Annotated in this window: 20 protein-coding genes and 1 pseudogene; 4 read left to right on the top strand and 17 right to left on the bottom strand. The window is 50.4% G+C overall.

The features are described 5' to 3' along the window. Positions 1 to 44 precede the first annotated feature (44 nt). Positions 45 to 473, top strand: a complete 429-nt coding sequence (gene arsC, locus SC127_RS10325; protein WP_110015861.1) for a glutaredoxin-dependent arsenate reductase — start codon at positions 45 to 47, stop codon at positions 471 to 473. A 58-nt stretch (positions 474 to 531) separates the two neighbouring features. On the opposite strand, the gene arsH is transcribed toward arsC, so the two are convergent. From arsH to SC127_RS10305, 4 genes are all read right to left on the bottom strand, one after another. Continuing rightward, positions 532 to 1254: an arsenical resistance protein ArsH gene (gene arsH, locus SC127_RS10320; RefSeq protein ID WP_419762365.1), complete on the bottom strand. Its 723-nt coding sequence runs from the start codon at positions 1252 to 1254 to the stop codon at positions 532 to 534. Further along, positions 1251 to 1586 carry an ArsR/SmtB family transcription factor gene (locus SC127_RS10315; RefSeq protein ID WP_215844726.1) on the bottom strand — a complete coding sequence of 112 codons (336 nt, stop codon included), beginning with the start codon at positions 1584 to 1586 and terminating at the stop codon, positions 1251 to 1253. Before SC127_RS10315 ends, arsH begins: the two co-directional genes overlap by 4 nt. A gap of 419 nt (positions 1587 to 2005) precedes the next feature. Beyond that, complete coding sequence (locus tag SC127_RS10310; RefSeq protein WP_332626188.1) at positions 2006 to 2893, bottom strand: EamA family transporter; 888 nt, start codon at positions 2891 to 2893, stop codon at positions 2006 to 2008. After that, entirely contained in the window at positions 2890 to 4101 is a 1212-nt protein-coding gene (locus SC127_RS10305) for an MFS transporter (RefSeq protein WP_332626187.1), read from the bottom strand. Before SC127_RS10305 ends, SC127_RS10310 begins: the two co-directional genes overlap by 4 nt. A 128-nt stretch (positions 4102 to 4229) precedes the next feature. On the opposite strand from SC127_RS10305, the gene SC127_RS10300 reads away from it, so the two are divergent. Both SC127_RS10300 and SC127_RS10295 read left to right on the top strand, forming a co-directional pair. Further along, positions 4230 to 4691, top strand: coding sequence for a winged helix-turn-helix transcriptional regulator (locus SC127_RS10300; protein ID WP_332626186.1), 462 nt, complete (start codon positions 4230 to 4232; stop codon positions 4689 to 4691). A gap of 430 nt (positions 4692 to 5121) precedes the next feature. Next, positions 5122 to 5985 (top strand): alpha/beta fold hydrolase, encoded by an 864-nt coding sequence (locus tag SC127_RS10295; protein ID WP_332626183.1) that lies wholly within the window; start codon positions 5122 to 5124, stop codon positions 5983 to 5985. 186 nt (positions 5986 to 6171) lie between these two features. Here the strand turns inward: SC127_RS10295 and SC127_RS10290 are convergent. From SC127_RS10290 to SC127_RS10230, 13 genes and pseudogenes are all read right to left on the bottom strand, one after another. Further along, positions 6172 to 6464, bottom strand: a pseudogene (locus tag SC127_RS10290) (RidA family protein); the annotation flags it as partial. Positions 6465 to 6733: 269 nt separating this feature from the next. Continuing rightward, on the bottom strand, positions 6734 to 8317 hold the full coding sequence (locus SC127_RS10285; protein ID WP_332626182.1) for an SUMF1/EgtB/PvdO family nonheme iron enzyme: 1584 nt from the start codon (positions 8315 to 8317) through the stop codon (positions 6734 to 6736). Between the two features lie 48 nt (positions 8318 to 8365). After that, positions 8366 to 9580, bottom strand: coding sequence for an ABC transporter permease (locus SC127_RS10280; protein WP_332626180.1), 1215 nt, complete (start codon positions 9578 to 9580; stop codon positions 8366 to 8368). Beyond that, positions 9570 to 10298, bottom strand: coding sequence for an ABC transporter ATP-binding protein (locus SC127_RS10275; RefSeq protein WP_332626177.1), 729 nt, complete (start codon positions 10296 to 10298; stop codon positions 9570 to 9572). The genes SC127_RS10280 and SC127_RS10275 overlap by 11 nt, the downstream gene beginning before the upstream one ends. Next, a complete protein-coding gene (locus tag SC127_RS10270) occupies positions 10298 to 12256 on the bottom strand; it encodes a vWA domain-containing protein (protein WP_243079568.1) in 1959 nt (652 codons plus the stop codon). Before SC127_RS10270 ends, SC127_RS10275 begins: the two co-directional genes overlap by 1 nt. Next, positions 12256 to 13248 carry an SPOR domain-containing protein gene (locus SC127_RS10265; RefSeq protein WP_243079567.1) on the bottom strand — a complete coding sequence of 331 codons (993 nt, stop codon included), beginning with the start codon at positions 13246 to 13248 and terminating at the stop codon, positions 12256 to 12258. Before SC127_RS10265 ends, SC127_RS10270 begins: the two co-directional genes overlap by 1 nt. After that, on the bottom strand, positions 13242 to 15935 hold the full coding sequence (locus SC127_RS10260) for a putative virulence factor (protein ID WP_243079566.1): 2694 nt from the start codon (positions 15933 to 15935) through the stop codon (positions 13242 to 13244). Before SC127_RS10260 ends, SC127_RS10265 begins: the two co-directional genes overlap by 7 nt. Further along, positions 15935 to 19009: a virulence factor SrfB gene (locus tag SC127_RS10255; RefSeq protein ID WP_243079565.1), complete on the bottom strand. Its 3075-nt coding sequence runs from the start codon at positions 19007 to 19009 to the stop codon at positions 15935 to 15937. The genes SC127_RS10260 and SC127_RS10255 overlap by 1 nt, the downstream gene beginning before the upstream one ends. A gap of 17 nt (positions 19010 to 19026) precedes the next feature. After that, positions 19027 to 20517: an SrfA family protein gene (locus SC127_RS10250; RefSeq protein WP_243079564.1), complete on the bottom strand. Its 1491-nt coding sequence runs from the start codon at positions 20515 to 20517 to the stop codon at positions 19027 to 19029. A 49-nt stretch (positions 20518 to 20566) separates the two neighbouring features. Beyond that, a complete protein-coding gene (locus SC127_RS10245; RefSeq protein WP_332626174.1) occupies positions 20567 to 21712 on the bottom strand; it encodes a tellurite resistance domain protein in 1146 nt (381 codons plus the stop codon). Positions 21713 to 21797: 85 nt separating this feature from the next. Continuing rightward, positions 21798 to 22280 carry a hypothetical protein gene (locus SC127_RS10240; RefSeq protein ID WP_243079562.1) on the bottom strand — a complete coding sequence of 161 codons (483 nt, stop codon included), beginning with the start codon at positions 22278 to 22280 and terminating at the stop codon, positions 21798 to 21800. Between the two features lie 87 nt (positions 22281 to 22367). Next, positions 22368 to 23108 (bottom strand): hypothetical protein, encoded by a 741-nt coding sequence (locus SC127_RS10235; RefSeq protein WP_332626172.1) that lies wholly within the window; start codon positions 23106 to 23108, stop codon positions 22368 to 22370. A gap of 1038 nt (positions 23109 to 24146) precedes the next feature. Beyond that, positions 24147 to 24653 carry a GNAT family N-acetyltransferase gene (locus tag SC127_RS10230; protein WP_332626170.1) on the bottom strand — a complete coding sequence of 169 codons (507 nt, stop codon included), beginning with the start codon at positions 24651 to 24653 and terminating at the stop codon, positions 24147 to 24149. A 156-nt stretch (positions 24654 to 24809) separates the two neighbouring features. Between SC127_RS10230 and SC127_RS10225 the strand changes: the two genes are divergently transcribed. After that, positions 24810 to 25052, top strand: coding sequence for a hypothetical protein (locus SC127_RS10225; RefSeq protein ID WP_243079559.1), 243 nt, complete (start codon positions 24810 to 24812; stop codon positions 25050 to 25052). Positions 25053 to 25126: the final 74 nt, after the last annotated feature.

Below are 25126 nucleotides of genomic sequence, written 5' to 3'. Positions count from 1 at the left end.
ACCCCGGTGTTGCGACTGTGCAGCGCCTTTACGGAGTACCGCTTATGACTGACATCACCATTTATCACAACCCGGCGTGCGGGACGTCCCGCAACACCCTGGCGCTTATCCGCAACAGCGGCACCGAACCCAAGGTTATTCTGTATCTGGAAACACCGCCGTCACGCGACGAGCTGAAGAAGCTGATTGCGGACATGGGCATCAGCGTACGCGCCCTGCTGCGCAAGAATACCGAACCGTACGAGCAGCTCGGCCTGGCAGAAGACCGCTTCAGCGATAACGAACTGCTCGATGCCATGCTGGCTCATCCGATCCTTATTAATCGCCCGGTGGTGGTGACGCCGCTCGGCACGAAGCTCTGCCGTCCGTCCGAAGCGGTTCTCGACATTCTGCCAGATCCGCAGCAGGGAGCGTTTACCAAAGAGGATGGCGAAGTGGTCATTGATGAGCACGGTCACCGCGTCAGCCACTGATTTTTCACCAGGCTGCAGACATAACGAGTGTGAAAAAAGCCGGCATCTGCCGGCTTTTTTATATGCTGCGCTGATTGACCCGCTCTGAGAGCTGAGCGGCACTCTCTTTTCTTTCACTGTAGCGGTCGGTCAGGTAGTTGCTTCGCCCGCGCGTCAGCAGGGTGAACTTCATCAGTTCCTCCATGACGTCCACGATGCGGTCGTAATATGGTGAAGGTTTCATGCGATCGTCCTCATCAAACTCGGCCCAGGCTTTTGCCACGGATGACTGGTTCGGGATGGTGATCATTCGCATCCAGCGCCCGAGAATGCGCATCTGGTTTACGGCGTTGAACGACTGTGAGCCGCCGCTGACTTGCATGACTGCAAGGGTTTTCCCCTGCGATGGCCGGACCGCCCCGGACGTCAGGGGTATCCAGTCAATTTGCGTCTTCATGATGCCGGTCATGGCACCGTGACGCTCAGGAGAGCACCAGACCATCCCTTCTGACCAGAGTACCAGTTCGCGCAGCTCTGCAACCTTCGGGTGCGTTTCAGGTACATCATCCGGCAGCGGCAGGCCGGACGGATTAAATATTTTCACCTCCGCGCCCATAGCCGTCAGCAACCGGGCAGCTTCTTCCGTGGTGAGCCGGCTGTAAGAGCGTTCCCGCAACGAACCGTAGAGCATCAGGATGCGGGGCGGGTGCGGCACTTCTGCGGCCTTCAGCTTCTCTTCCGTAAGGGGCGCATCCAGGAGCGTCGGATCGATATTGTTCAAGGCATCATTCACGTTATTCACAATGGAGTCTCTTTAAGGGGGATCGCGGCAGTCAGGCTGCAGTCGCTGCCGCCGGCGCAGCACTCTTCAGTCAGAAAAGCCATCAGCTGCTCAAGCTGTGAATAACAGGGCCTGCAGAACAGGGTTCGGCTCTGACGTTCCTGACTTATGAGGCCAGCAGACATCAGCGCAGAAAGATGATGGCTGAGAGTGGAGGCAGGAATATCAAGGTGCTTCTGTAGTTCGCCAACCGGCAGGCCGTCATGACCCGCCCTGACAAGCTCCCGGTATATGCTGAGACGGGTCGGGTGGCCCAGCTCCCGAAGTGCGTTTGCTGCGGTATGTAAGTCCATACTACCTCTAATAACTATATTTCCAGAATAATGGAAATTTAGTCAGCGTCAAACATTGATTTAATCAACTTGGCACTCTATTGCTGACTTAAAATGACTGGGTTGTTTCTGAATAGGTAATGGATTAACGTCCGCTTCAGGCACACAGCGGTCAGGCGCTACTCTGAGTCTGCTGTGAGCGTAAAGCGGACGTTAAACCTCACATGGATATGATCCGTTTGTCGGAAGCGCTTTAAAGGTGAATGATTCGAATTAAAGGAAGACTTCGATTTCAAGTGCAGCAAGAATTGCAGCTTCCATTTTCTCAAGGTAGAGCAAGTAGCCGGGCTTCCGGGCCGCTTTATTTAATTGATCCCTGATGGCTTTAAGGGCTTTTCAAAATAGTTCTTGTGCCGTCAGCCGGTAAAGAACGTAACGTGTCAAATTGATGCGTTTTCCCGCAAAAAAGAGGTTAACCGGTGACCATACAATCCTACAGCCAGTCCAGAAATAATCAGCAGCAGGGCGAGAATCTTCACCATCGAGACATCTTCCCCAAATATCACCATAGATCCCAGAATCCCGAACACCGGTACCAACAGCGACAAGGGCGCCACGGTAGAGATCGGGTATTGCTTAAGCAGGGAATTCCACACCCAGTAGCCAAACAGCGTATTGGGATAGACCTGGAACAGTATTGACAGCACAGAGCGAGCGTCAAGGTGTGTGACTAGCGCAGTGTATCCGTTGGCACCGTTGACCAGCCAGTCCAGCAAAAAAAGTGGTACTGGAGAAAAGGCGCTCGACCAAACCAAAAAGGCAAATATCTGCTTCGTACCCGAACGTTTATTAATGATATTGGCGATACTCCACGCCATTGCACCTGCCAATACCAGCAGCGTACCGAAGAGAGTAACGGAACCATCAGTAATAAGAACAATACTCAGTAAGCCCGTACAAGCGAGAGTGAAGCCCGCGATTTGATAACGGTTGAGACTTTCTTTAAATACCAAACTTCCCAGTAGGATGGTAAAGAAGGCACTGAATTGCAGCAGAAGTGATGCAATTCCGGCAGAAAGCCCGGTTTTAATCCCCAGGTTGACCAGCCCCCATAAACCAATGCCAAAAACCAGACCATAGCTGATGATATAGCGCCATTTGACGTCAGGTTTTCTTATGAAAAATAACGCAGGCAAGGCGCATAGCGTGAAACGTATACCTGCCAGAATTAAGGGATCCACGGCATTCAGCCCCAGCTTGATAACTGAAAAGTTAACCCCCCAGATTGCTGTTATCAGAATCGCAAGCAGCAGATGATGTAATTTCATGATTTAGGTAATCCTGACCACAAGATAAAAGCACAGGCACTCACGAATGCACCCGCGAAGCAGACGGACTGCCACCCCCAGAGCGCATAGAGCTGAGTTGCGACAAGCGCGCCAAAGGCGCTGCCCACGGAATAAAAACACATATAAGCTCCGACGAGGCGGCTGGCCTCTGAGGGCATGGCTGAAATGATGATGCTCTGATTGATCACATGGACCGTCTGCACCGCAAAATCCAGCGCGATGACGCCGATAATCAACCACAGCAGGGATTTTTCGGCATACGCGATGGGTAGCCATGAGAGTGTCAGCAATGCCAGAGCTGATCCGGTTGCGCGCTGCCCCTTGCCTCTGTCTGCCCATAATCCGGCTTTTGAGGCCGCCAGCGCACCCGCTATGCCAGCTAAACCAAACATGCCTATTTGAGTATGCGAAAGCGACATAGCAGTAAGTGGCATGACCATCGTGGTCCATAGCATGCTGAAAGCTGCAAAGATAAGCAGAGCAAGAACTCCGCGCTTCCTCAGTTGAGGTTCAGTGATGTACAGACGGAAAATAGAGAGGAATAGAAAGGCATAGGTTGGTTTTTTCGTCTGCGGCGGGGAGGGCGGCATCACTTTCGCAACGACTAATGTGACCAGCAATATCAGGCAGGCAGCAATCAAATAAACAGCCCGCCAACCGGCAAAATCGGCAATGATGCCTGAGACGAAGCGGGCCAGCAGGATCCCCAAAACAATGCCGCTGGTCACCTTACCTACAACCTCTCCGCGTCTATGGGGAGCTGCCAGTATCGCTGCCCATGCAACCATGAGCTGAACCACTACCGCCATCAGGCCGATCAACAGCATAGCGCAAAGCAGGATCGCCAGATTTTGTGATAATCCCGCCATTATCAAAGCCAGTACTGAAAGTATCAGTTGAGTAACAATGAGGATTTTTCGGTTCACCCGATCTCCGAGTGGAACCAGAAAGAGCAAGCCGGCTAGATAGCCTGTCTGAGTTAGGGTGACAACGCTGCCAATTATACCGGGTTCAACATCCAGGCTGGCTGCCATAGATTCAAGTAAAGGCTGAGCAGAATAGACATTTGCCACCGCCAGGGCACAAGTCACTGAGAACAAAAAAATTATCCAGGGAGAGAGCACCGGGTCATATGCTAACGATGCCTGTATCGCAACATCAGAATTCTTGCCTGCCTTACACTGCATACTTGCCTCATCTGGTTTCTTTTTAAAACTACATTGCGAATAGAATCTACAGTGGTGGTTTTTTTTTGCAACCTCTTTTAAGGAGGGGTATGGTTGGATCACTAAAAGTAAACTGAGAGATAAAACGGATGGCAAAACAAGAATCACTCAGGACCAGCGAATGTCCCGTTGCCAGGACATTAGAGTCGATTGGTGAACGTTGGTGTTTGATGATTATCCGTGAGGCATTTGATGATGTACGCAGGTTCAGTGAGTTTCAGAAGAATTTAGGACTGGCCAAAAATATTCTGGCTTCCAGGCTAAAACAACTGGTTGATATCGGTGTGTTTGAGATCTGTCCTGCTTCAGATGGCAGCGCGTACAGGGAATATGTCCTTACCGATAAAGGGCGAACCATTTTCCCCATTGTTGTGGCTATACGTCAGTGGGGAGAGCGCTATATGTTTGAGAAGGACGAAATACATTCAGTCCTTGTGGATAACACGCACGGACAGCCTGTCCAAACATTGGAGGTACGTTCATGTAACGGGAACATACTGCAGCCTACCGACTGCCATCGTCGGCGTGTGATTTCAGGCAAAAAGGAGTGACAGGCCTTTTGTTTTGAGCCGCCGGTTTGTTAACCACGGTCCAGCGTTGTCTGCGGGGAAATGATCCATGAAGCCCTTATGCTGGTGGGAGCGGTCTCTGTAATGTTAACCCGCTGCCCGCCGATCACTAGCACGTAATATCTTCGTCAATCACCTATGAGCGTTCCGGCCAGAAGCTTTATTTATGAAGCGTCAGAACGGCACAACGCAGTTTGACTCGGACACTCTGTCCTGTATGAGTGAAAAGCGGACGTTAAGCCTGAAAATCTTCCCTGACGAATGCCTGTTTCTGTCCTGTATCCCTGCGTGAATTTCTGGTTGCCCTCGGATGCCATGACTTACCTCAGCTTTACCGTTGCTTATCAGTTCTCAGAATTTTGCGAGCAGAAACTGCCTATAATTTTTACTACACAACTGGCAGGGGAAAAACATGTTTAAGGGATTTACGCACACAGTAATTAACGTTTCAGAAGCAGAGCTTAATGTACGTTATGGTGGTAATGGCCCTCCGGTTTTGCTGTTGCACGGCCATCCTCGTACTCACGTAACATGGTCAAAAGTCGCCCCGGAGCTTGCTAAATCATTTACCGTTGTATGTCCTGATTTACGTGGTTTCGGCCGCTCATCTAAACCTGCCGACCGGCCTGATCATGCGGGTTCTTCTAAAAGAGCTAAGGCAAAAGATTGTATTGAGTTGATGAGCCAACTGGGCTTCGAACAGTTTGCACTTGTTGGACATGACAGGGGCAGCTACACGGCCTACAGGGCTGCCCTTGACTATCCGGAACGAATCACCTGTCTTGCCGTTCTGGATTGTATCCCAATACTTGAAGCTCTCAGCCGGTGTAATGAGCAATTTGCCAGACAGTGGTATCACTGGTTCTTCTTTGCTCAGCCAGAGAAACCAGAGCGGGCCATTCTGGCTGACCCGGACAAATGGTACGGAGGCCAGCCGGAATCAATGGGAGATGAAGAATATGTTGAATTCAGGCGAGCCATACACGATCCGGAAACAGTACACGGAATGATAGAAGACTATCGCGCTGGTTTATATATAGATAAACAGCATGAGCTTCAGGACCGTCAACTCGGCCGGATGATTAAATGCCCGACGCTATGCTTATGGTCAAAATTTGATGATCTGGAAGACATATACGGTGACGTATTGGGTATCTGGAGAAGCTGGGCACCAGATGTCACGGGTAAAGCCATAGGTAGCGGTCATCATATGGCTGAAGAGGCACCAGAAGAAGTTACAGCCGAACTTAGAGATTTTCTTTTAAAACGCACTTAGCAGTTCAACTTTTCCTAGTTGATTAACTTACCTACAGGCCAGGCGCGTCCGTTTCTGGCTTGACGCTTTCCGCATGCAAGTAGTCCACGTCAGTATGAGCGAAAATCGGACGTTATGTTGCAGAGAGGGTTTGATAAAACGGCGTTAGAGCCGAACAGTTGTCACTATCCGGCTATGAGCAATGAATCAAAGGCCGAATATAGCCTCAAACTCTATCGAGAGGTCAGGTGAGAAGAGGCGGCTGACTTCTACGAGCGAGCTGGCTGGCAAGTGATCAGGTAATTTCGGTACAGCACGTTGCGTAGCCCGTTGATCTCCTCAAAAGAGGTGATGAATATAGTCACTTTGATTAGTGCTGAAAAATCTATCTCTTCTAGGCTGACAATTTTCCTGATTTGGCTGAATATTTCTTCAGCCTGCTCAGCAATGCCTTCATGTTGGGCCGCTGTGCCAAACGCGGTCAGGCCGGAAATATAGAGCGCACAACTGATGAAGGCATTACTTAAATCCCGATATTTTAATATGACTAGTTTTATCATTGAGCTGAATAGTTACTGCCAGTTCGTTAAACTCTCTGGCACCACTATTGTCCAGCCTGAACACCAGTTAACCAACGCCTTTAATCCATACACTATCGGTATTCCGAATACTGATATAGAGCTGTGTTTCGGCAAGGCTGGTCGACTGCCAACCTAGCCGTGGTAATACCGTTGCCAATATAAGTTACTTGCCCGTTCCACGTTCTTTCCTACTTTTCCTGAGTGATAGCTTTAGGGGTGTTGGTCTGTTTGCAGCTTTCCAGCCAGCCTGCTGTATCTATCTTGCCGTTTGCCAGATATTTCTGCTGATTCTGCCAGTGTGCGGCCAGGAAGGGCTTTAGTCCTGAAAGTCGCTTGTTCAGTGTAAGCATTTGATCGAATACCGTGACTTCATGCTGCAGACCCTCTTTCCCATACAGAGTGGTCGCATCAACCAAGCTACTTGCGTAATATCCTGTAAGCTGTTGCAGTCTGTCAGACTGCTCACCCAGCTTGGTTTTACGAATGGCGCAATTGGCGTCGCTGGCGTCTTTGTTCTTACACAGCAGTTCGTAGTTATGGTTTAAGAAATCGAGGAAGCGGCCATCATCCTGTAACTTGGTGCAGAGAAATGAACCTAAATTCAGGCTGGCGCGAATCGACTGGTCACGCTCTTCCTGCTGTTTCTGGTTGCTGGCTCGCAGTTGGTTTTCCAGATCTTTCAACTTTTGTTTTAGTGCTGCATCGTCAACATTCGACGCGAGACTGCCCAGCGCTTTGACTGTGTCTTTGGCTTCATCGTTTTTCTTTGTGTTGGCCTGATTTTCAGCCCCGAGTGTTTCCCAGCTTTTCTCCAGCAGTTTCACTTTATCAGTTGAAGTGATGGTCGGCGCCACCAGCACCAGACGAAGGCCGGTGGTTTTGCTGGTTAAAGGCGTCGCCTGATCGTAGTAATTTACTTCTTTACGTGTCGCGCTGCGAATTTCTGGCGGGCCGGAGAGAAAATTACCGCCACGTACGACGAAGCCGCCGGCCTGGCCATGCAATCGGTTGAGTTTATTTAGGTAAAACGGATTGAACATCATTTCTGACACGTTGCCCAGCATGTCATACAAACCCAGCGGATTGGGCTGTAACAGCCCAATGAGTTGCGCTCTGCCATTGGAAGACTGCGCACCTGAGAACCACTCATAGTTCTTCATGTCGTCCATCGGGTAGTGCTGATCGCGAAATTCGGCGCTATTCACTTTAAGACCACCACGTGCGGCAAATTCCCACTCTACTTCTGTAGGCAGGCGTAAAAAGCCAGCATCACCGTCTTCCTGCGGCAACTTATCCATGGCATGACTGCGCAACCACTGATTGTATTTATCGGCGGCACTTACTGCATCGAACCAACTGACTCCCGTCATCGGTAAACTGAGCTTGCGAGAAGGAGTGGGGCAAGTGCCCTCCGTCAACGCCTGATACTGCAAGGTGGTCAGTTCATACTTCGCCATCAGGTAATAGCGTCCCTTTGCTTTTTTATCCGAGAAGCTCCCGGCAATAAAAGCGGGGTAGCTATGTTCGATAACCCCCCAGTCCCCACTGTCTTGGCCCAGCGTAATTGGCAGGTCATCAAGTGGCCCTGCCATCGGGATCTCGATCCGACGGAAAACCATAGAGCCTTCGCAGGGCATAGGCAGAACAATATCTTCGCCATCCGGTTTCGGATTCCAGTTATTCTCGGTCCAGGGCTCCGCCAATACAGAAGAGACATTGGCGAGAAGGCCCAGTACTAACAAGTATGGCAGTGAGGAAGGCGTTAAGGTCACGAACAATCTCCGCTAATCATCAGTTAACTAAAAATAGGATGGGTGGACTTACACCTCACGCAGACTCTGCGCAGGTTCAATATTAATGGCCCGGTAAGCTCCGATGCTGGCAACCACCAGCGCCACGACAACGGTTATCATCATGGCCAGCAGACTATGCGCTATGGTTATTTTGCACAGCATCTGGTCGGTGGTTTGGCTACCAGCCAGAGCCCGGTTAAAAATCTGACTGGCAATAAGATAGATACCGTAACCACCCACATAAGCGAACAGACTCAGCAGGCAACCTTGCACAATGACATAGCCTCCCACGGCCGGGCCGGTAAAGCCCAATAGCCGCAACACGGCAATATGTTTGCGTTTGCGATCGACGTTAGCGATAAATGATCCGATGAGAGAGGTGATGCAGCCAATCAATGCGGTGGCGGCAATGGTATTGAAGATCAGCCCCAGCACTCGGTTGATGCTTTTCACATTTTCAATATCAGCTATTCGGCTTGACGTTTCGATGCGTTGCGCGCGCAGATCGCGCTCCAGGCTGGCAACGTCGTCAATGCTCCGCGCATATAATCTGGCACGCGCATAGCGTGGGGATTTGTCACTTAATGGTTGTCCACTGCTCACGCCAAGGGCAGGGATAGCATAACCGTCTCTGAAATGCTCAAGCATCAATAGCAGGGAAGATTGGGTAAAAATCGCTGCTCGATTGAAATAGGTAGCGGGTAAAATGCCAACCACTATCAGGCTTTTCCGCCCCCATTCCTGGCGTTCATCGAGTTGACGACTGACACGCAGCGTCACGCTATCACCGACTTTAACCGCCAGTTTTCGTGCCGCCTCCTGCGTTAACACCGCCTCATTTTCGTGCTGGATCTTGAGATTGCCTAATAGCGGATCACCCATATCGGACGGAATCACTTCGGCATTTTCAATGAAATGGGTACTGTCTACTTGCAGGTCGGTGAGGGTATTGAGCGAACGTGTTTGCCCAATGGCAAATCCCACGTCGGCACGTTGGCGCAGTTGTTCTAACCATTCCGGATCATAACTGCCGCTACTCAACATTCTGATTTCGAGATTGCGCGGATCATGAGCAAGTTCATCCTGCAATTGGCTGACAATGCCAAACCGCAAACCGAACAGCAGCAGGAGTGGGGCAATCACCGCGACCAGAGATGACGTAATGCAAAATGAGATGATGCGATCGTGCCACAGATCTTTCAGTGCCAGGCGGCCCAGCAGAAGGGTGCGATTACAGGACAAAGTGGCTTCCCCTTTGGTCTTGTTCCCCTGATAAGTCAGATGCACCTGAGCCAGGGCGGGCAACTAAGCAGGGCAAATTGAAACGTTGCACCAGTGGCCAGTCATGGCAGACAACGAGTGCCATCATGCCTTCCTGAGCAACCAGATCGATAAACAGGCTAAAAAGTTGCTGCGCATTGTGGGGATCGAGTGCGGCGGTGGGCTCATCGGCCAGGACCAATCCGGGACGGTGCAGAATGGCGCGAGCAAAGGCGGTGCGCTGCCGTTCACCAAATGACAATTGTGCCGGATACTTGTTTAACAGAGTGCCCAGTTTTAGCGTATCAATGACCCTGGATAACATCGCTTTATCCGGCGACTTGCCAAGCAGCTGGCACGGTAGTGTGATGTTGTCCTGCACGCTTAAAAAGGGAAGCAAGCCGCCATTTTGTAGCACAAAGCCCAAATGGCGGGCGCGTATCTCAGCCAGTTCAGTTTGCTGATTGTGGGTTAGCAGCGTGGCCACATCCAGCGGCGTTTCCCCCTGGAGGGTGAAACGCCCGATACTGGCCGGGCGTAACAATAGACCGATTGCTTCCAGGAGGGTGCTTTTGCCACAGCCGCTTTCGCCGGTCACCGCCATCACCTCTCCTGGCCGCAGACTTAGCTGCGGCAGGTAGACAGGATGCGCCTGATCCCCTTCACCACGCACCACACACAAGTTGTCTATATGTAGCATTAGGGCATCATTTCCAGTGGCACCGGATAGACGCGATCGCGCGGGTCGCTGCCTTTGGCGAGTTCCACCCAGCGGTCAACATCGGCATTGTATTTCTGGTAGTAACGTAGCTTAGTGGAGAGCGTGCGGATGAATTTCTCCTGCGACAAGCCATCCCAGCTTTTCCAGGTTTCTTCATCAAGATTCAGCACATCACTACGGTAGGGCAGGTCAGCTAAGTATTCACCTAACACGCCGAGATCATTGATTTTGGCATTCTCCTGCTGCTTTAGCTGATTAGGGTCGGCACCCATGGTGGCAGCAACGGAGCGCAGGCGCTCAAACATTTTATTTGGCGAGATCATGCCTTCGTTAGCCGCTTGCAGGATCTGGCTCACAACATCACTTAAATCGCTTAACTGCCCTTTGGTCAGCAGTACGCGAACGTCAGTAGTTGGGATGTTTTGCTTGATTAGATCGCGATCGCTGATCCAAGCCTTAAACACCAGCGGAGCCTGAGTGTCATTCTTTTTACCCAGCCATGCCAATTGCATGGCGTGACCAATCAGGGCAGTATCCCCCAGCAATTTCTCTTCTGGCGTCGGTTTTTTGCCCTCATCTTTAGAGTAGAGTGCGCTGCCGATGGCCGGATCGCCCATATAAGCCGCTTTGACCTGTTCTGTAATTGCACCCGCCAACGTATCAACCTGCTGCCCGAAGGTTTTCAGGTCACCTGCATCAACGGATTGGTAGAGATTGGACTGCGTGCTGTCAAAATTAGAGAGGTCGCGGTACTGGCCTTCTGCTTTCGTATGATCATCTTTGCCTGAAGGGGTTTTCAGATGCAGAGTATAAATCGCAATCCCTTTGTTGCCCGCTTCAAGGCGCAGCTGTTTAGCATCAAGTCCGGTAGAAGAGAGTTTGTTGCTACCATCAATGGCGCCAGCATCGGTGATTAAGACGATGTAACGCGCGCCGAATGGACTCCAGTCGATGTTATCGATAGCAGAAAGAACGCCGGAATATGCATCTTCATCAACTAACGAGCTGGACACTTTAGCCTCTTTAAGACCCGCGACTTTCTGCAGGAAATCATTGCCATCCTTCACCTGATTGGGGTCGGCGAAAATCTTCGAGGTGAATTCCAAACCGGGTACTGCTTTGGTGTTTGAGCGGAATGATACCAGGCCAAACTTAACCTGATCCTGCAGGTGTTCCTGTTTAATCTTGTCATAAATTTTGTTGACCGCTTCTTTGGTGCGATCAATATACGGACCCATCGAAATGGTGGAATCGATTACGAATACCACCGAGGCATTAAAGCCTTTAAGCTGATTAACATCATCGGCCGGTTTTGTCGTAAGGTCTGCCTTGCTCACAGAGGCGACGTTAAGTAAGCGAGTATAAAAACCGCTCTCTGTCATCACCTCTTCGCCACTGAGGATCGGCAACAGGTAGAACTGTTTTTGCAGATCAACAAAGTATTCTGGTTCTTGTGCTAAAACCCCGTCTGCATGACCGTCGCGTTTCAGATGAGCGCGCAAGGGGGCAACCACCGAGACGGGATCCGGCGCAGAGAGAATATCATCCAGGCTTTTCTTATCTTTAAAGAACACCAACCGATCGCGGTTCGCTGGGTTAGTAAAGGCCAGGGTCAGCTGCATTTTCCAGTCAACGGTGCAGGACTGTGGTAACCAGCCAATGGTTTTGCCATAGCTATCGGGCCCGACCTTGACCCAGCTCTGGCCGTTCACCTCCGCTTTTTGATAAACATAAAAGCTGCTAAACGCGGGTTGCAGTTGGCCCTTATCATCGCCTGCTGCTGTTCCTATTTTACAGCCTGGTGTCGTCAGAACCCTTTGGAATAAGGTTTTCTTTCCTTCCTGCAACAGGGGTTTGTCACCCTCCGCTGCCAACGGCTGACTGGCGAGAAGCAGGCCACATAGCGGCAGGGCAAGCCGAAGAAAATGCGTAGTCATTATTTTCTCAGCTCCTCAAGACGTTGCTTTGCTTTCTGATTTTCTGGATCGGTTTGCAGCACAGTGTCATACCAATAAGCGGCAGTATCCGGGTCAGGGGTTTTGAAACATTCGCTTGGCTTGTGATCCTGCGGATCATATTCAGCGGCATAGGCGAGAGCGACCCTGGTATCGCCACCCTGAGCGCTATGCGCGTAAAGGCGTTGAGCCACACCGCACTGCTTCGCGTCTTTGGCTGCTTGAATGATGAGCAGTAACTTGTCACTGTCGAGTTTCTGTTGCACGCAGTTTTGCACAAAATCGAGCTCACTCTGGCTCGCCAGGTTAGCAGGTGAACATACGTTGGCATCAGGTTTGGCTGCCGCTGAAGCGGCTGGGGCTTCCGGTTTCTCTGCCGCTGGTGGGGTGGCGCTGTCTCGCCCCATAAACCACCAGAGCGCACCTGCGGCAATTAACACCACCAGCAGCACGGCAGCGATAATCGGGAACAGAGACGAGTTGCGTTTGGGACGTGCTGTGGTTGGCGCGCGAATCGGTTCAGGTGGCGCAGGCTCAGCTGCTGTTACCGGGAAAGGTTCGGATTCAGTCGCTGGGAGAGGTGAGTCCGCCACGCTACTACTACCGTAGTTAGCGGTTTGTCCACGGGCACCAGAAGAGAACAGCTCATCACGTACCAACTGGAGTGTGGTACTCCGAGTTTCACCAGAGGCTAACTGAGCCTGAATTTGAACCTGACTAGCGCTTGCTAGCAGAGGGTCAAGTAAGGCCGGGCCAATACGGAAACCGCTGCCATTGTTGAATAAATAACCACCATTGAGGGTAAACAGGTGCGGCGCTGGGCTCCAGCGGCCGTCATGCTGCAGGTAATTCTGCTCATTGTTGCACAACGTAAAGTTCAGATTTGACAGTAATGTGTCTTCACCACGAAGGCGAATCATCAATTGTGCAAAGCCCGGCTCTGCGGGTTGGCAGGGTAAAATTTTAGCTAGCATGACAGGTTCTCTTGTTTCATTTGGCCGATGATCTGGCCAAGTTGCCGGTTTTGTTCAATGGAGATATCGCGAGTGGCGCTGTGGCCTGCATTGTCCAGGGTGAGTGCCATTAATGCCGATAGCCAGTCGCCCATATAGGCTACGCCTGGCTGTGGGGCGACAGCGGCCAGTTGTGGCAATTCATCACTGGCAAGCGGAGCCTGGCGGGCAAACACTTTCTTTTTCTCTCCAACATAGCTGTTAGGGATTTGCGCTTCTGGCAAAGTGAGGTAGCCAAACCAGGCAATAAAATCTCGCATCGCCAGCTGGGTACGCTGAGTCTGGCGTGCCAGTAACTGCTCACGACGCGTTCCCGCCTGCTCCTGGCCAGCCAGTGCGCGTTTGAGCATGCCTTCCAGATCCAGGCGCGTGGCTGCGGTGACCAACTCTTCACACAACAGATTAATAGTTTCACTGTTGAGCCCAAGCTGTTGCCAATACGCGGTTTGCTGCGGCAGCTCCCTTAGATGCGCGACCCAGGCTTTGAATGCCTGATGGGCGAATTCGTCATCCTGACCGACGCGTTCTGGCAGGGGGGCGACCGTTGTGGGCTGTTCCCCGATGGAATCCTCACCGAAAGGATTGCTTGCAAAAGGGTTACTACCAAACGGATTAGCGGCAAAGGTATTTTGCGGAGGCTTGACATCACTAACTTGAAGCTCTTGATCCTGATCGCGGATGCTCAGATAGATATTATTCAGCTCATAAGAGGGCAGATCTAAACGACCAATCATCTCTCCCAAACTTTGCGGGCAAGCGGATAAGCCTTGCCATAGTTCTTTGGCAATGGCTTGTTTTTTGCCAAGTTGGCCGTCACCGTCATGCTGGTACCAACGGCCGAGGCGTTTTTCTGCGGTTTCGATGCGGCATTGCTTCAACTGCTCATGCAGGCGATCCAATTTGAACGCCAGGTGAGCAACGCCACGCAAAGCCTCGGTCAGGCGAGAAATGCCGCCATCATTGAGCTTAAGCATCTCCTGCCATGCCTCGTTGGGTGTAGCAACATGACGATGCACGTTATGACGGGTGATAAAGGCGCGACCCATGGTGTCGATGACGTCACGATACCGTTCGGTAATCGCGACCTCTTTTAGACTTTCCTGCCCAGGGACACTTTCGAGTGTCAGAAACGGGGTATCCATTCCTGGTTTACGCACCAGGAAACAGTTATCAAATGGCTTGCCGGGCGACCACTCTTTTAACCAGTCATATTGGGCAAAACGTTCCAGCAGCGTCATGTGCATCATGCCTTCCCAGGCCTCATTCAACTGACTTTCCGTTTTCTTAAGACTGTCACTGATGCGCATATCACACATGGTGATGGCCCAGAACAGGCCTGCTTTGCTCCTGCCACGCTCTTCTGCAGTTTTGCCTTGCGTCTTCTCGACCCAGCGGGTGAGCACCGGGCCCACATCGGATACGTCACTTTGTTTAAACGAGCTGGCGCATACCACTAGCGCATTCATTTCCTGATTATCGGTATAGCGCTCAAATAGATAGGCGACTTTGCCGCGCAGCAGGAGCTGAGATACTGGATTCTGCCCAGTCTGAGCAGCATCTTTTAGGGCGAGCAGTTTGAGGCGACCGCGATAGCCGGGGAAGTCGAGTAAATCGACCTGCTCCATCACGCTGTCTGGCGTAACCTCTGCCAGCGGGAAAATAAGCTCTGAGGTCAACGCCGCGAGTTCCGCTTGTGACAAGTGGGCGCTGCCGGTTTGTTGATTCTCTTTCCAAAAACGTATTTCGACAGGGCGATCCTGGCCTGAATCAAGACGATTCAGGCTGTCGACGTTCATTATGCTGCCATTATTGTGGTCGATAAGCGTTTCTAGCGGGGCAAACACCATTTTTGCGTGGTTGAGTTTTGCCAGCACATGGGCCAATGAACGGTATGTTTCAGTGAGTTCCGGTTGCTCTCCCCATAAAAGAGAAAAAAGGTCTGCACGCTCATGTGGATTAAGGATGGGGGCGATTTTAAGTACCTGAGGCCACCAGGCATGTTCAAGCTTTTCTACTGATTTTTTGAATGAAGAATTAAGGTAATCCCACAGTGCAACAACGTCCTCACTGCTGACGCCATTATTAACATCAGCCTGACCTGCACGCTGCAGGAAAGGACGCAGACGTTCTTCGATGTGGTTTTCATCAAGCTGATAATTCAGATGTTCATGGTTGAAGTCATTGAACCAGGTATTGGCGAGAATCTTTGCCAATTCGATTTCACTGAACAGACGCAAAGGAATTGGGAAGCCCTGCGGCGCTTCGGGCGCGTGCCGAGTAAAGCGGGTGACCAGCCCCGTCGCCTCTTTACCTCCGCCAACCGGATTGACCTCTTTAATAAAGTCCACCACCCTGGTGCCATAGCGAGCTTCCAATTCGCCATTGCTACCTGCGGCTAACGCCGAGATAAGATAAGACTTACCCGCTTGAGAAATGCCAAAGAAGCCAACAGTCATCGGCGTACCAGAGACCTGAGAGAGGCTGTTCGCCAGATTACGGGTACGCAGCAAATTAAGATTCAGTGGGTCAGCTTCCGTATCCAGGCGGCGAGACCCGGTGCGCACATTGCCCACCCATTCCAGAGCATCCTGACAACCTTGGGCGATAGCCGCCCATCCTTGTTGAAGAGTCTTTTGATCATTGTTCATTATTTTTTCACACTCCCGCTATCGAGCCAGTGTCGGCTGTCAATGAGTCCTGTATCGGGCATGGTATTGAGTTCCAGCTCGACATCTTTCTTGCCGAAAGACCGGTCGGTGTTGCTGCTGACATCAGCGATGGTTAGACGATCGCTGATCAGGCCTAATTTGCGTGCAGCCTTGCCTTTATCTATCGTGAGCCTGACTTGCAGATACGGAGATCCGCTGTCGAGGGATTTCGCTTTAGAGAAGTTTTCACGTCCAGATTCGCTGAATCGCAACGTGTATAAGGGAGATGCAGACCAGCGCTCCGCATCCAGCTGGCGATAACCTAATCGCAGGTCGCCACGCATCACAATGCTTGCTGTGGTTGCCTCGCCCTCATCATTCATCAACACCGGCAAGGAAATCTGCCCATCTTCAGATTTGATATGACGGTAGATAACGTCGGCATCGTGGATCAGGCTGTCCATATCAATGGTGCCAATATGGCGAATGGTGGAATACGGTTTCAGCGCTGAGATATGGAAATGGAAGTTGGGAATGCTGTGGTTTGCACACAACTGCGACAGCATCGCGCCAACCGAAGCGGTGCTTTTTGGATCGTGAATATGGCCGTTTTTATGGAAAGGATACCAAGTGCCGGTCTTGTAACCATGTAACGCCAGAATACGTCCTGGAGGTAAGGGCAGGTTGCGGCGGACAATTGCCTGAATCCCTGGCAGTTGCGACGGTCGGCCCGTTAACAGCAAGAGGTCACAGTGGTAACTGGACAGCACTTCGCACAGCGCAGTGAGCACTTTGTCAATGTTGAACTTGCCTGAGCACACATCACTGTGCATCTTCGTCAGTGCGATATTGAGGGTAATATCTGCAATTTTAAAGTCATCCTGGCCTCCCGCCTTTTTCACTTCACGGCGCACAAAGCTTTCAACCTCATCACTGATACTGCCCGCCGGCAATAATTCACTGACGCGCTGATTGATCAGCAGATGGGTCTGCTCATTCTGCGGATCATATTGCTCATAGCGGGCAAGGATGTGCAGCGCCAGGGGCACAAACAATTGCAAGCTCAGTTGCTGGCGCAGCACCGCTTCGGCGGCACTGATATTTTGTGAACCGCACAGCTGCGACATCAGCGTCTCAACCGAACGCACATTTGCTTCACGCAGCGACAACTCGAAAGCAGGCAACACGTAGGACTGAATAACGTCGAGCAAAATGTCATCCCCGGCAATTTTGAAGCTATCCCGGAATCGCTGGTGGGGGATGATATGCACGTTTGCGCCACTGCTGGACACGCCGTTACGATCCAGACGGTAATCGGTGATGACCAGATCTGTTGTGCCCCCGCCAATATCAATCGATGCAATGGTGAGGGTTTCCCGATCTTGGCGATCCGGGCGGCCAAGCGTATTGAAAAATACTTCCGGATGACCGGCAAAGTTCTGATTAATCTCTGTATACAGATACACCAGCTGGGCACAGGAAGCCTCATCCCACTCTACGCGGATTTTAGGCAGTGGAATTTTGATGTTGCCCTTGCTGTGGTCTTCACCCTCATCAAGATAAGGATCATTCTCACCCGTATGCCAGCGCAGAGATTTCCATACTAAACCTACGGCCTGACGCATTCTTTCATCAAGAATACAGCGCTCCGCCATCGGCATACCCGGTGGAACCGTCAGAATAATATGGCGAAGTTGACGAGGAAGACCGGCATGGCCTTCGCGAATACGCTGCTCAGGGCTGTTGATCTGGCTAATGGCTTGAGTCAACACCTCTGCCAGCATAAAGGTCATCAGCGAACTGCGGGAATAGCGTGGAGTGAATACCGGGATGCGATCCATCTCATCTTCAATGGTATGCAGGGCTTCGCCTTTTTCATTAATTAAATTGGCAAAGGGGGCGGCAGTGGCGAGAGGATTGGTCTCCTGCATTGAGCTGCCGTTAAAGCGCCAGCCCTGGCCATAAAATTTCTCATCCCACAGATAGCGTTTAGGGCTGGAAAGCCCTGTAGAACCTTCGCTCCCTCGCCGGCGTGAAGCTAAGCGACTGGCCTCACCCCCAATGCGGGCGATGGTTGGCCACTGGAAAGCATCGTGGCGACCGCTGCGTACGGAATAAAGATCTTTGCCAAAAAAGGCTTGGGCGAACTCCACCTTACTTTCAAACGGGTCGATATAGATATGTTCAGGTGCGCTCAGATCGCGCAGCTTCAGCACATAGTTGTGCATCAAGCCGGATCCTGATTGCCCGTGATCTTCAATCAAAATGCCGCAGGTACGAGAGTTACCTACATCGAGGATCATGTCGACCGGAATCGGTTTAATGGCGTTCACTTCCCGATTGGCGATCACTTTAAACTGGGGTATCTCGATAAAGGCTGTGGTTTGGGTTTGTAGGCCCTCAAGTGGCTCAGCCATCAGTGACAGCAGGTTAAGATAGTGCGCCAGCGGATACTGTTGGGCGATTTCATCCTCGCGCTCGTCAATATCCCGGCCTTTGCTGGCTTCGCCAAATACATCGATCAGCCAATCTTTGACCCAGTCTTGGGTCAAATACCAGTTGAGTGCATAAGTGGCAGTGGCTACTGCAAAGGTGGCACCTGCATTCACATCTTCATGATTAGGGCTGAGGTCCGCGGCCGATTGTTGTTTGGCCATGATGCGGGTATCAATCGCCAGCGTCATGCGGTGGCTGTGGCCATCCATATCAGGTTCTGGCAGTTTCACAATGCGAAAACGTGCCCAGTTCAGCGGCCCTTCCTGGTAAATATTGGGCAAGCTAAAACGGAACAAGGGAAGCGGCAACCAGACGCTGTCCAGCAGCTTCAGGCTCTGCTCAACAGGAATGTCGTATTGGCTTTTCGCTTTCTCAATTTTGTCTGGCGTCGGCTGATAGAAATAGTAATCGCGCTGTTCGTTGTAAATCAGACGTGTTAGCACGCCGTTGGCGAGTTTGACAAATTCACCCGTACCCGCAGTCTGGCGTTTAAGGGTTAAACCGAAATCCATAAACTGAATTCCGGAGTCTCCGACCAGAGTGACCTGGCGATCAAAAGAAACAATTTCAGGCAACATAATCTCTTCGTCCCTGTTTAAGAATGGGGTTGCAGCATACGAATGGGGAAGGTTTTATCCCCATCATTGTTACCGACACAATCGGTGTGGCCAGCAGTAGGCGATTTGCACTCTATGGTTGGGCCAATAAAGTTTGAGCCATCGCTGCAGGCCATTTGCTCAGGATTCTTAATGTTGAGTGCACCTTGTTGCACACTCCCTTTAGCCGCGCCGGTACAGATGACACCATTGGACTGACGGACGCTGACGGTGCCGTCGCCCTGTTTGAAGTTGTATTGCAGCTGCAACGGGCGACCAGTAAGTTTGTCCTGAATACCGCCGTTAACTCGCCATTGCCCATTAAGAAACTGTGCAGGGCCATCGGGTAAAGCAGCAGGAAGCGTCAGCGGTTCACCCTGCACGGGTTGGACTGGTGGCACGGTGTTAGGCGTGACCGCAGGGTTTTGCGGCGCACTGTTTTGTGTCTCTGGCATAACGGGTGCAGTCACCGCTGCTGAATCAGCTACTGGAACTCCGCTTGCGCCTGGCTGCGCCTGTGGCTCACTTGCATTTTCCGTTGAGGTTGGGGTGTCAGCCATCGTCGGCTCATTGGCAGTCTCTGTACCTGTACGATTCAGAGACTGATTAGCCTCGGCTGGATCCGCTACTGTCGCATTGTTTGCTGTGTTCAGCCCACCGGTATTGACAGGGATTTGGGTGCCGGTACTGGCTGAAGGATTGACCTCCACGTCTTGGCTATTGCCCACATTGCTGATCGGCTGGCTATGATGATTCTCACCGGATAATTTCGGCAGCCCCGGCAGGGAAAGCGAAGGAACGCAGCCACGCAGTAATCCCAGGATCAGCGCAAGAGATAGCAGGGCGACCAGAAGCCAGAGTAACCATCGCCAGTTCCATTTCCTGCGTCCGGTATGCGGCACGGTCTCGATGGAGTGGATAGGTGTCGATGCTGCTTGCGCCAGTGGCTGAGTGACGGGAGCACCGGTTTTTGGCGCGGGTACTGAGCTGGGTTGCAGCCAGTGCATCGGGTTACTCTGCTCGCCAGTTGGATGAACAAAGCCCCAGAAAGTGATCACCAGCACCCCATTAACCAGATAAAGAAACTCATCATCGGGAAAATTAACGACCGCTTTTAACAACTGGGCGAATACCCGCCGATCACCGCCTGCACCACTATTCTCAGCGTTCAGCATCTGCTCACTTAAGGCCTGTACCGCCATCTGGAATTCGCTGAATTGCTGTCGCGCAGAAGCTCGCTCGCTTTCCGTTGCAACACTCCAGGGGATGACATCGCCTGCAAAGCTGCTGTACCAATCAGTACGATCGCCATCCTGTTCATTTTGCGGGATGGCAAGGTGTCGTGCCAAATCGCGCCCGGCATCAAGACGGTAAATAGCTTCACGGAGTTGAAAGGCCATCTTAAACACCGGATAGCCGGTCTCACCCAGCGCCTTAAACAAAGAGTTTTTTCCGGTACGTAATAGTGGTCCCTGAATCGAATTTCGCATTGTCTAAACCTTGTAAGGCTGTTATTTAACGCAAGTCAGATGAAGGTGGCTAATTCTTGCTGGCACCAGGCGTCCATTCAAAGTTCCAGCCATAGTGCTTAGCCAGTGACTCCCGGTTTGGGAAGAAGCTGTTAAGCCGCTCAACCTTGATGTCACCATCAACGTTCTTTAATCGTGCGATTGCCGCAACATCATTGCGTTCACCGCTATTAATCAAAGTGGAACTGATCGGCGGCTGGTTCGGAACAGAGAGCGTGATCGTGGCATCAAGCCCCTTCCAGTTATTCGCGCCGCCGTAAATGAAGCTGTATATCAGTACTTCATCAATCTCCTGCCATTGGCCGCCGTTAATGAATAGCCATTCGCCATCTTTGTTGCCTGCGTCGCGAAGATCTTTTTGCAATAGCATGAAGGGAGCTTTTTCATAATCACCTGAGTATTTACTGAGTGCCTCAACGCCACTGTTCCTGCCGTTTTTCAACTTAACAAACGCGGCAATATCCAGATCTACCGGTTGCTCATTCTGGCCTTGTTGCCAGGCCAGATTGACTTTGATGCGGCCGAAGTCGTTTCTTTTGGCGAGGTTTACGCTTGGATTATCCTGCGTTAACAGGGTCTTTTTCGGCGAGGCGTCCTTAACCGCAGCTGGCGTTTTGCTCTGTGCGGGCAGGGCTGCATCTGGAAGGGAGGAGGCACGGAACCACCACCCTACGAAAGTAAGCAACAGCAGCAACAATCCCAATAGCAACCAAGGCAGAAATCGTCGCTGCCTCGGTGTTGATACCACCTCAGTAAGGGGAGTCTGTTCCGGGATGGCCCAGTTAATTAATACCGGCTCACCACTGACGCCATAACAGTCCAGAGCCTGTGAATGGGTAAGCAGCGTTTGCAATGCCTGGGCCGCTTTGCTTTCCTCCCGGGCGGTAAGTTGACCAATTAGACCTGCAATTGTGTCCTGATACTGCTGACGCTTACGCTGAATCTCGATTTGTTCAGCGTCGCTGAGTGCTGACAGCGGAGTGGCAAGACCTTGTCGCGCTGTCCACCACTCCAGATTCCCTTCTGCACTTCGACGTGTGGTGGCATAAAGCAGCGCAAGGGAAGTCGGAAGATAACGGTGAATAATCGCAACCGTTTCTTCATAGATGGCGAGGGTGGAATCATCAATTAGCGCTGATCTTGTTAATCGTTGCATAGCCCAGATTCATGTTTGTTGTTATTAGCATCAGATGCTGATTGGTCATGTGGCGAGCATAAAGTGCCGCCACCCTGGCGACGCATTATTGAAGTGCGTTAGCTTGCTCAAGCGCTGCAACTCTGGCTTTGGCAGCAGCGATTTCCTTCTCAATCTGGGCAACTTCACTGGCGCTATTAGCCTGCTGAGACTGACTTTGCAACGCTTCCAACTGCTTAATTTCTTGCTGGCGCAGCTGGTTGTTTGCCTTGCCCGACTTGAGCTTTTTCAGCGTCTGGGCCAAATCAGATCGCGCCGCTTTCAACCTGGTTTGTTCATTAGCCAGTTTCTGACTAGAGGCTTGCTCCCTGGATTGGGTATCCGCAAAATTTTGTTGGGCGATTTTATTGTCGCGTTGACTTTGCAGTACATGGCGCTCTTGCTCGTCGACTTTCTGACGATAGCCGCCGGAAGTAGTACAACTCAACTTGGTAATAAAACCAGGATCCTGAGCGTGTAAATCGCAGTCCTGAGGGGATGTGGCACATCCGGCAAGTAATAGCGAAGCGACTAAGACATAAATTCTCATAAAGGCGTCCATGAGTTGATAGGGCTGATTTAAAATTGTTCAGCAATAAAATTAAACAGGGCCGACAATAATGTCGGCCCGTCATTATCAACCTAATGAAATAGCTTGGCGTTGGCTGTATAAACCATTCGCTTCAGATTCCAATGCGGTAATTTGGCCACTGAGCTCGCTATACTCTACGTTCAGTTTTTTCAGTTTGTCTTTATCCGCCGGTGTGCTGGTGGCTTGTCCCTGCAGCGCGACCTTATACGCAGCGCTTTTTTCATTCATATTTTTAATTTTTTCTTTCATGACGCTGATATTGGCATCAACTTGCGACAATTCTTTTTTTGCGCTGGCTTTATCAAAGCCTGCTTTGTCTTTCTGTATGCTAATTTTGGTTAATGTGGCATGGTTATCACTGATAACCGCCTTCATGGCCGCGGTTGTTGTCGCTATATCAGCAGTGTCTTTATTAATGTCTTTATCCATCGCTTGCAGACGATCGGCGGTGGTGGCGTAATCTTTTTTCAGATTGTCTATGTAGTAGTTTGTCGCAACCCCTGCAGCACATCCGGCAGCGCCACCTACTGCAGCCCCTACCAATGCTTTCTTGCTATTTCCAGCCAGAGCTCCCGTCAAAGCACCAAGGCCTGCACCCGCTAGAGCTCCCATGCCGCAGCCCTGGGCGGCTGAACTGCTAAATAATTGGGATTGTTCACCACTGGTCAGTCGTGGATCTGGTTTGGTGCTTGATAAGAGAGAGCTCCCAGTGTTAGCACAACCACCAAGCAGAAGGGAAAAAGAAACAAGGAGACAGGTTGTGCTACGTTTAAACTTATTCAACATCTTTTTATCCTTAAATGATCGAATGGATCAGCGCTGAAAGAGTGTGCTGTCCATAGACACTATTACTGTAAAATTTAAAAATCAGGGTTTGGCTGTGATCTATCAAGCGCAAATCCAGGGCTATAAATCCTGCAAGTCCAGATAAACTCATATACTTGAGTTTTCACTTATCTCTGAATGTACAAAGCATACATTGCATCTAATGATGGATAAGTTTGGGAAGATTATCGGCGTTTGTGTTAAGAACTTTAGTGCCTGACAATAAATAATAATGTTGTTTTTTCCACCAATACATAAGGCTCTATCTTATTCACCTGATGAGGTTTCAGAGGTTTATACATGGTTGCCATGTCCACCTTTGAATTCTTATTTCATTAACGAAGAAACAGGTTAATCTTGTGAACGACAGAAATGGTGCAATCTCAGGCTAATATGCCTAAAGAAACGGGGCATTCGTAAACCATGAAACCTTAAGGAGATCGCAGATCTTTATTAAATCATTTGCAGAGGCTTCTTTTATTTTACGGTTGTCGATATGATTTTAATACGTAATTTAAAAATACAAATATTTCAGGGTCTATTCATGCTTGGAATTTCTTCGCGAGTTTAATGAAATTAACCTAATATGATTTATATTCTATAGGCTGCACGTCATGGATGAAATAATATATTTCAGTACAACTAAAATAGACTATTTTCCGCATGTTTTACTTAATATAGAGTTCAATGCAGCATCAAACGCCTTAATGTTATGGTTTTATGGATAGATATTTGGGTGTCAAATCTCTGATTGTCCTCGTGAGACTGAGGAAATGATGATAAGGCTGTCTTACTACCCAAAACTTATTGCAGCGAAGAGTTAGCAACGCCCGCTCTTGGCACAAAGCAGTATTACACGAGCGCATGGTCCGCTATGAGCGAAGAGCAGGCATCAGATATGTGACTAATAGCTATTCGGATGTGTCTGTATAGACCGTGATGATTCATTTGGATTCCCTAACGCCCTTTACGGCCAGCCGGTTTTTCCAGATATCCGGGTCACGAACTGGATTCAGCATCCAGCCTCATAAGAAGTTCGTCATAAAAAACGCCATCAACGCATAATGCAGCGGTATCGGTTGCCCATTCTCTGAATCCAAAAGATCGATAGAGAATCTGGGCTGCATGATTTGTTGTCATCACTGAAAGTTTTATTGTTTTAGCTCCGCTGGCAGCTTTTATTGCCGCTGCCATAAGCGATTTCGAAAGTCCCGTGCCTCTCATCTCAGCGCGCACATACATTCCCCAAATAGTGGCAACATGACGAAGCTTTGGTGCGGTATTGCTACTAACGCCTATCATCCCTTGTAATGTATTTTGAAGATCGAATCCTCCAAATACCTTTTCCACACGCAACTTTTCAGCAAAAAACTCTGCAGATTTCTGTTTCCAGTCTTCATAGGAGGCACCAAAGGCAGCTGGATGAAGTCGCAAAGCCTCAAGTCTTATTCTTATGAAATCGTCAAGGTCACTGTCGTTAATGCGGCGCACTGTAAATGCTTTCATCCTGAGCTCCTTGCTGTCGCAAATTTTTCAAAGCCTTAAGTATATTGAATTACCTTAACTTCTGACTCACGAACTGAAGAAACACAGATGTAAACAGAATCAAGCCAGATGAGATATGTTATCTCATGAAAAACTATCTTTTCTCGGGAGCGACAGATGCCGGATTACATTTTTTTTAGAAAGGGTGAACAAATTGCTGTGCTGGAAAGATCAGAAGCCGAGAAAGCCCCTCTGCTGACCGATCAGGGTTATGAAAAGCAGTATGAAGAGATCGATGCCCCAAATGCTGAGCATGCTCTTGCACGCTATGCTGACATACGCAAAGAAGAACGCACAACTGAACATGCTTTTATAACGGGCACAGTATTCAGCACAATTGTGACAGCAATCCTAAGATAAGCCGGCTGAAGGGCGGTTTTTACTCATCTGATAATGTCCGCTTTTGGCACAAAGCAGACAGGCACACGGTCAAG

The organism is Pantoea sp. T14 (assembly GCF_036663535.1).
Classification (GTDB): Bacteria; Pseudomonadota; Gammaproteobacteria; order Enterobacterales; family Enterobacteriaceae; genus Pantoea; species Pantoea phytostimulans.
Note: the sequence above shows the minus strand (reverse complement) of the source record. Positions and strands in the feature narration are given on the sequence as shown.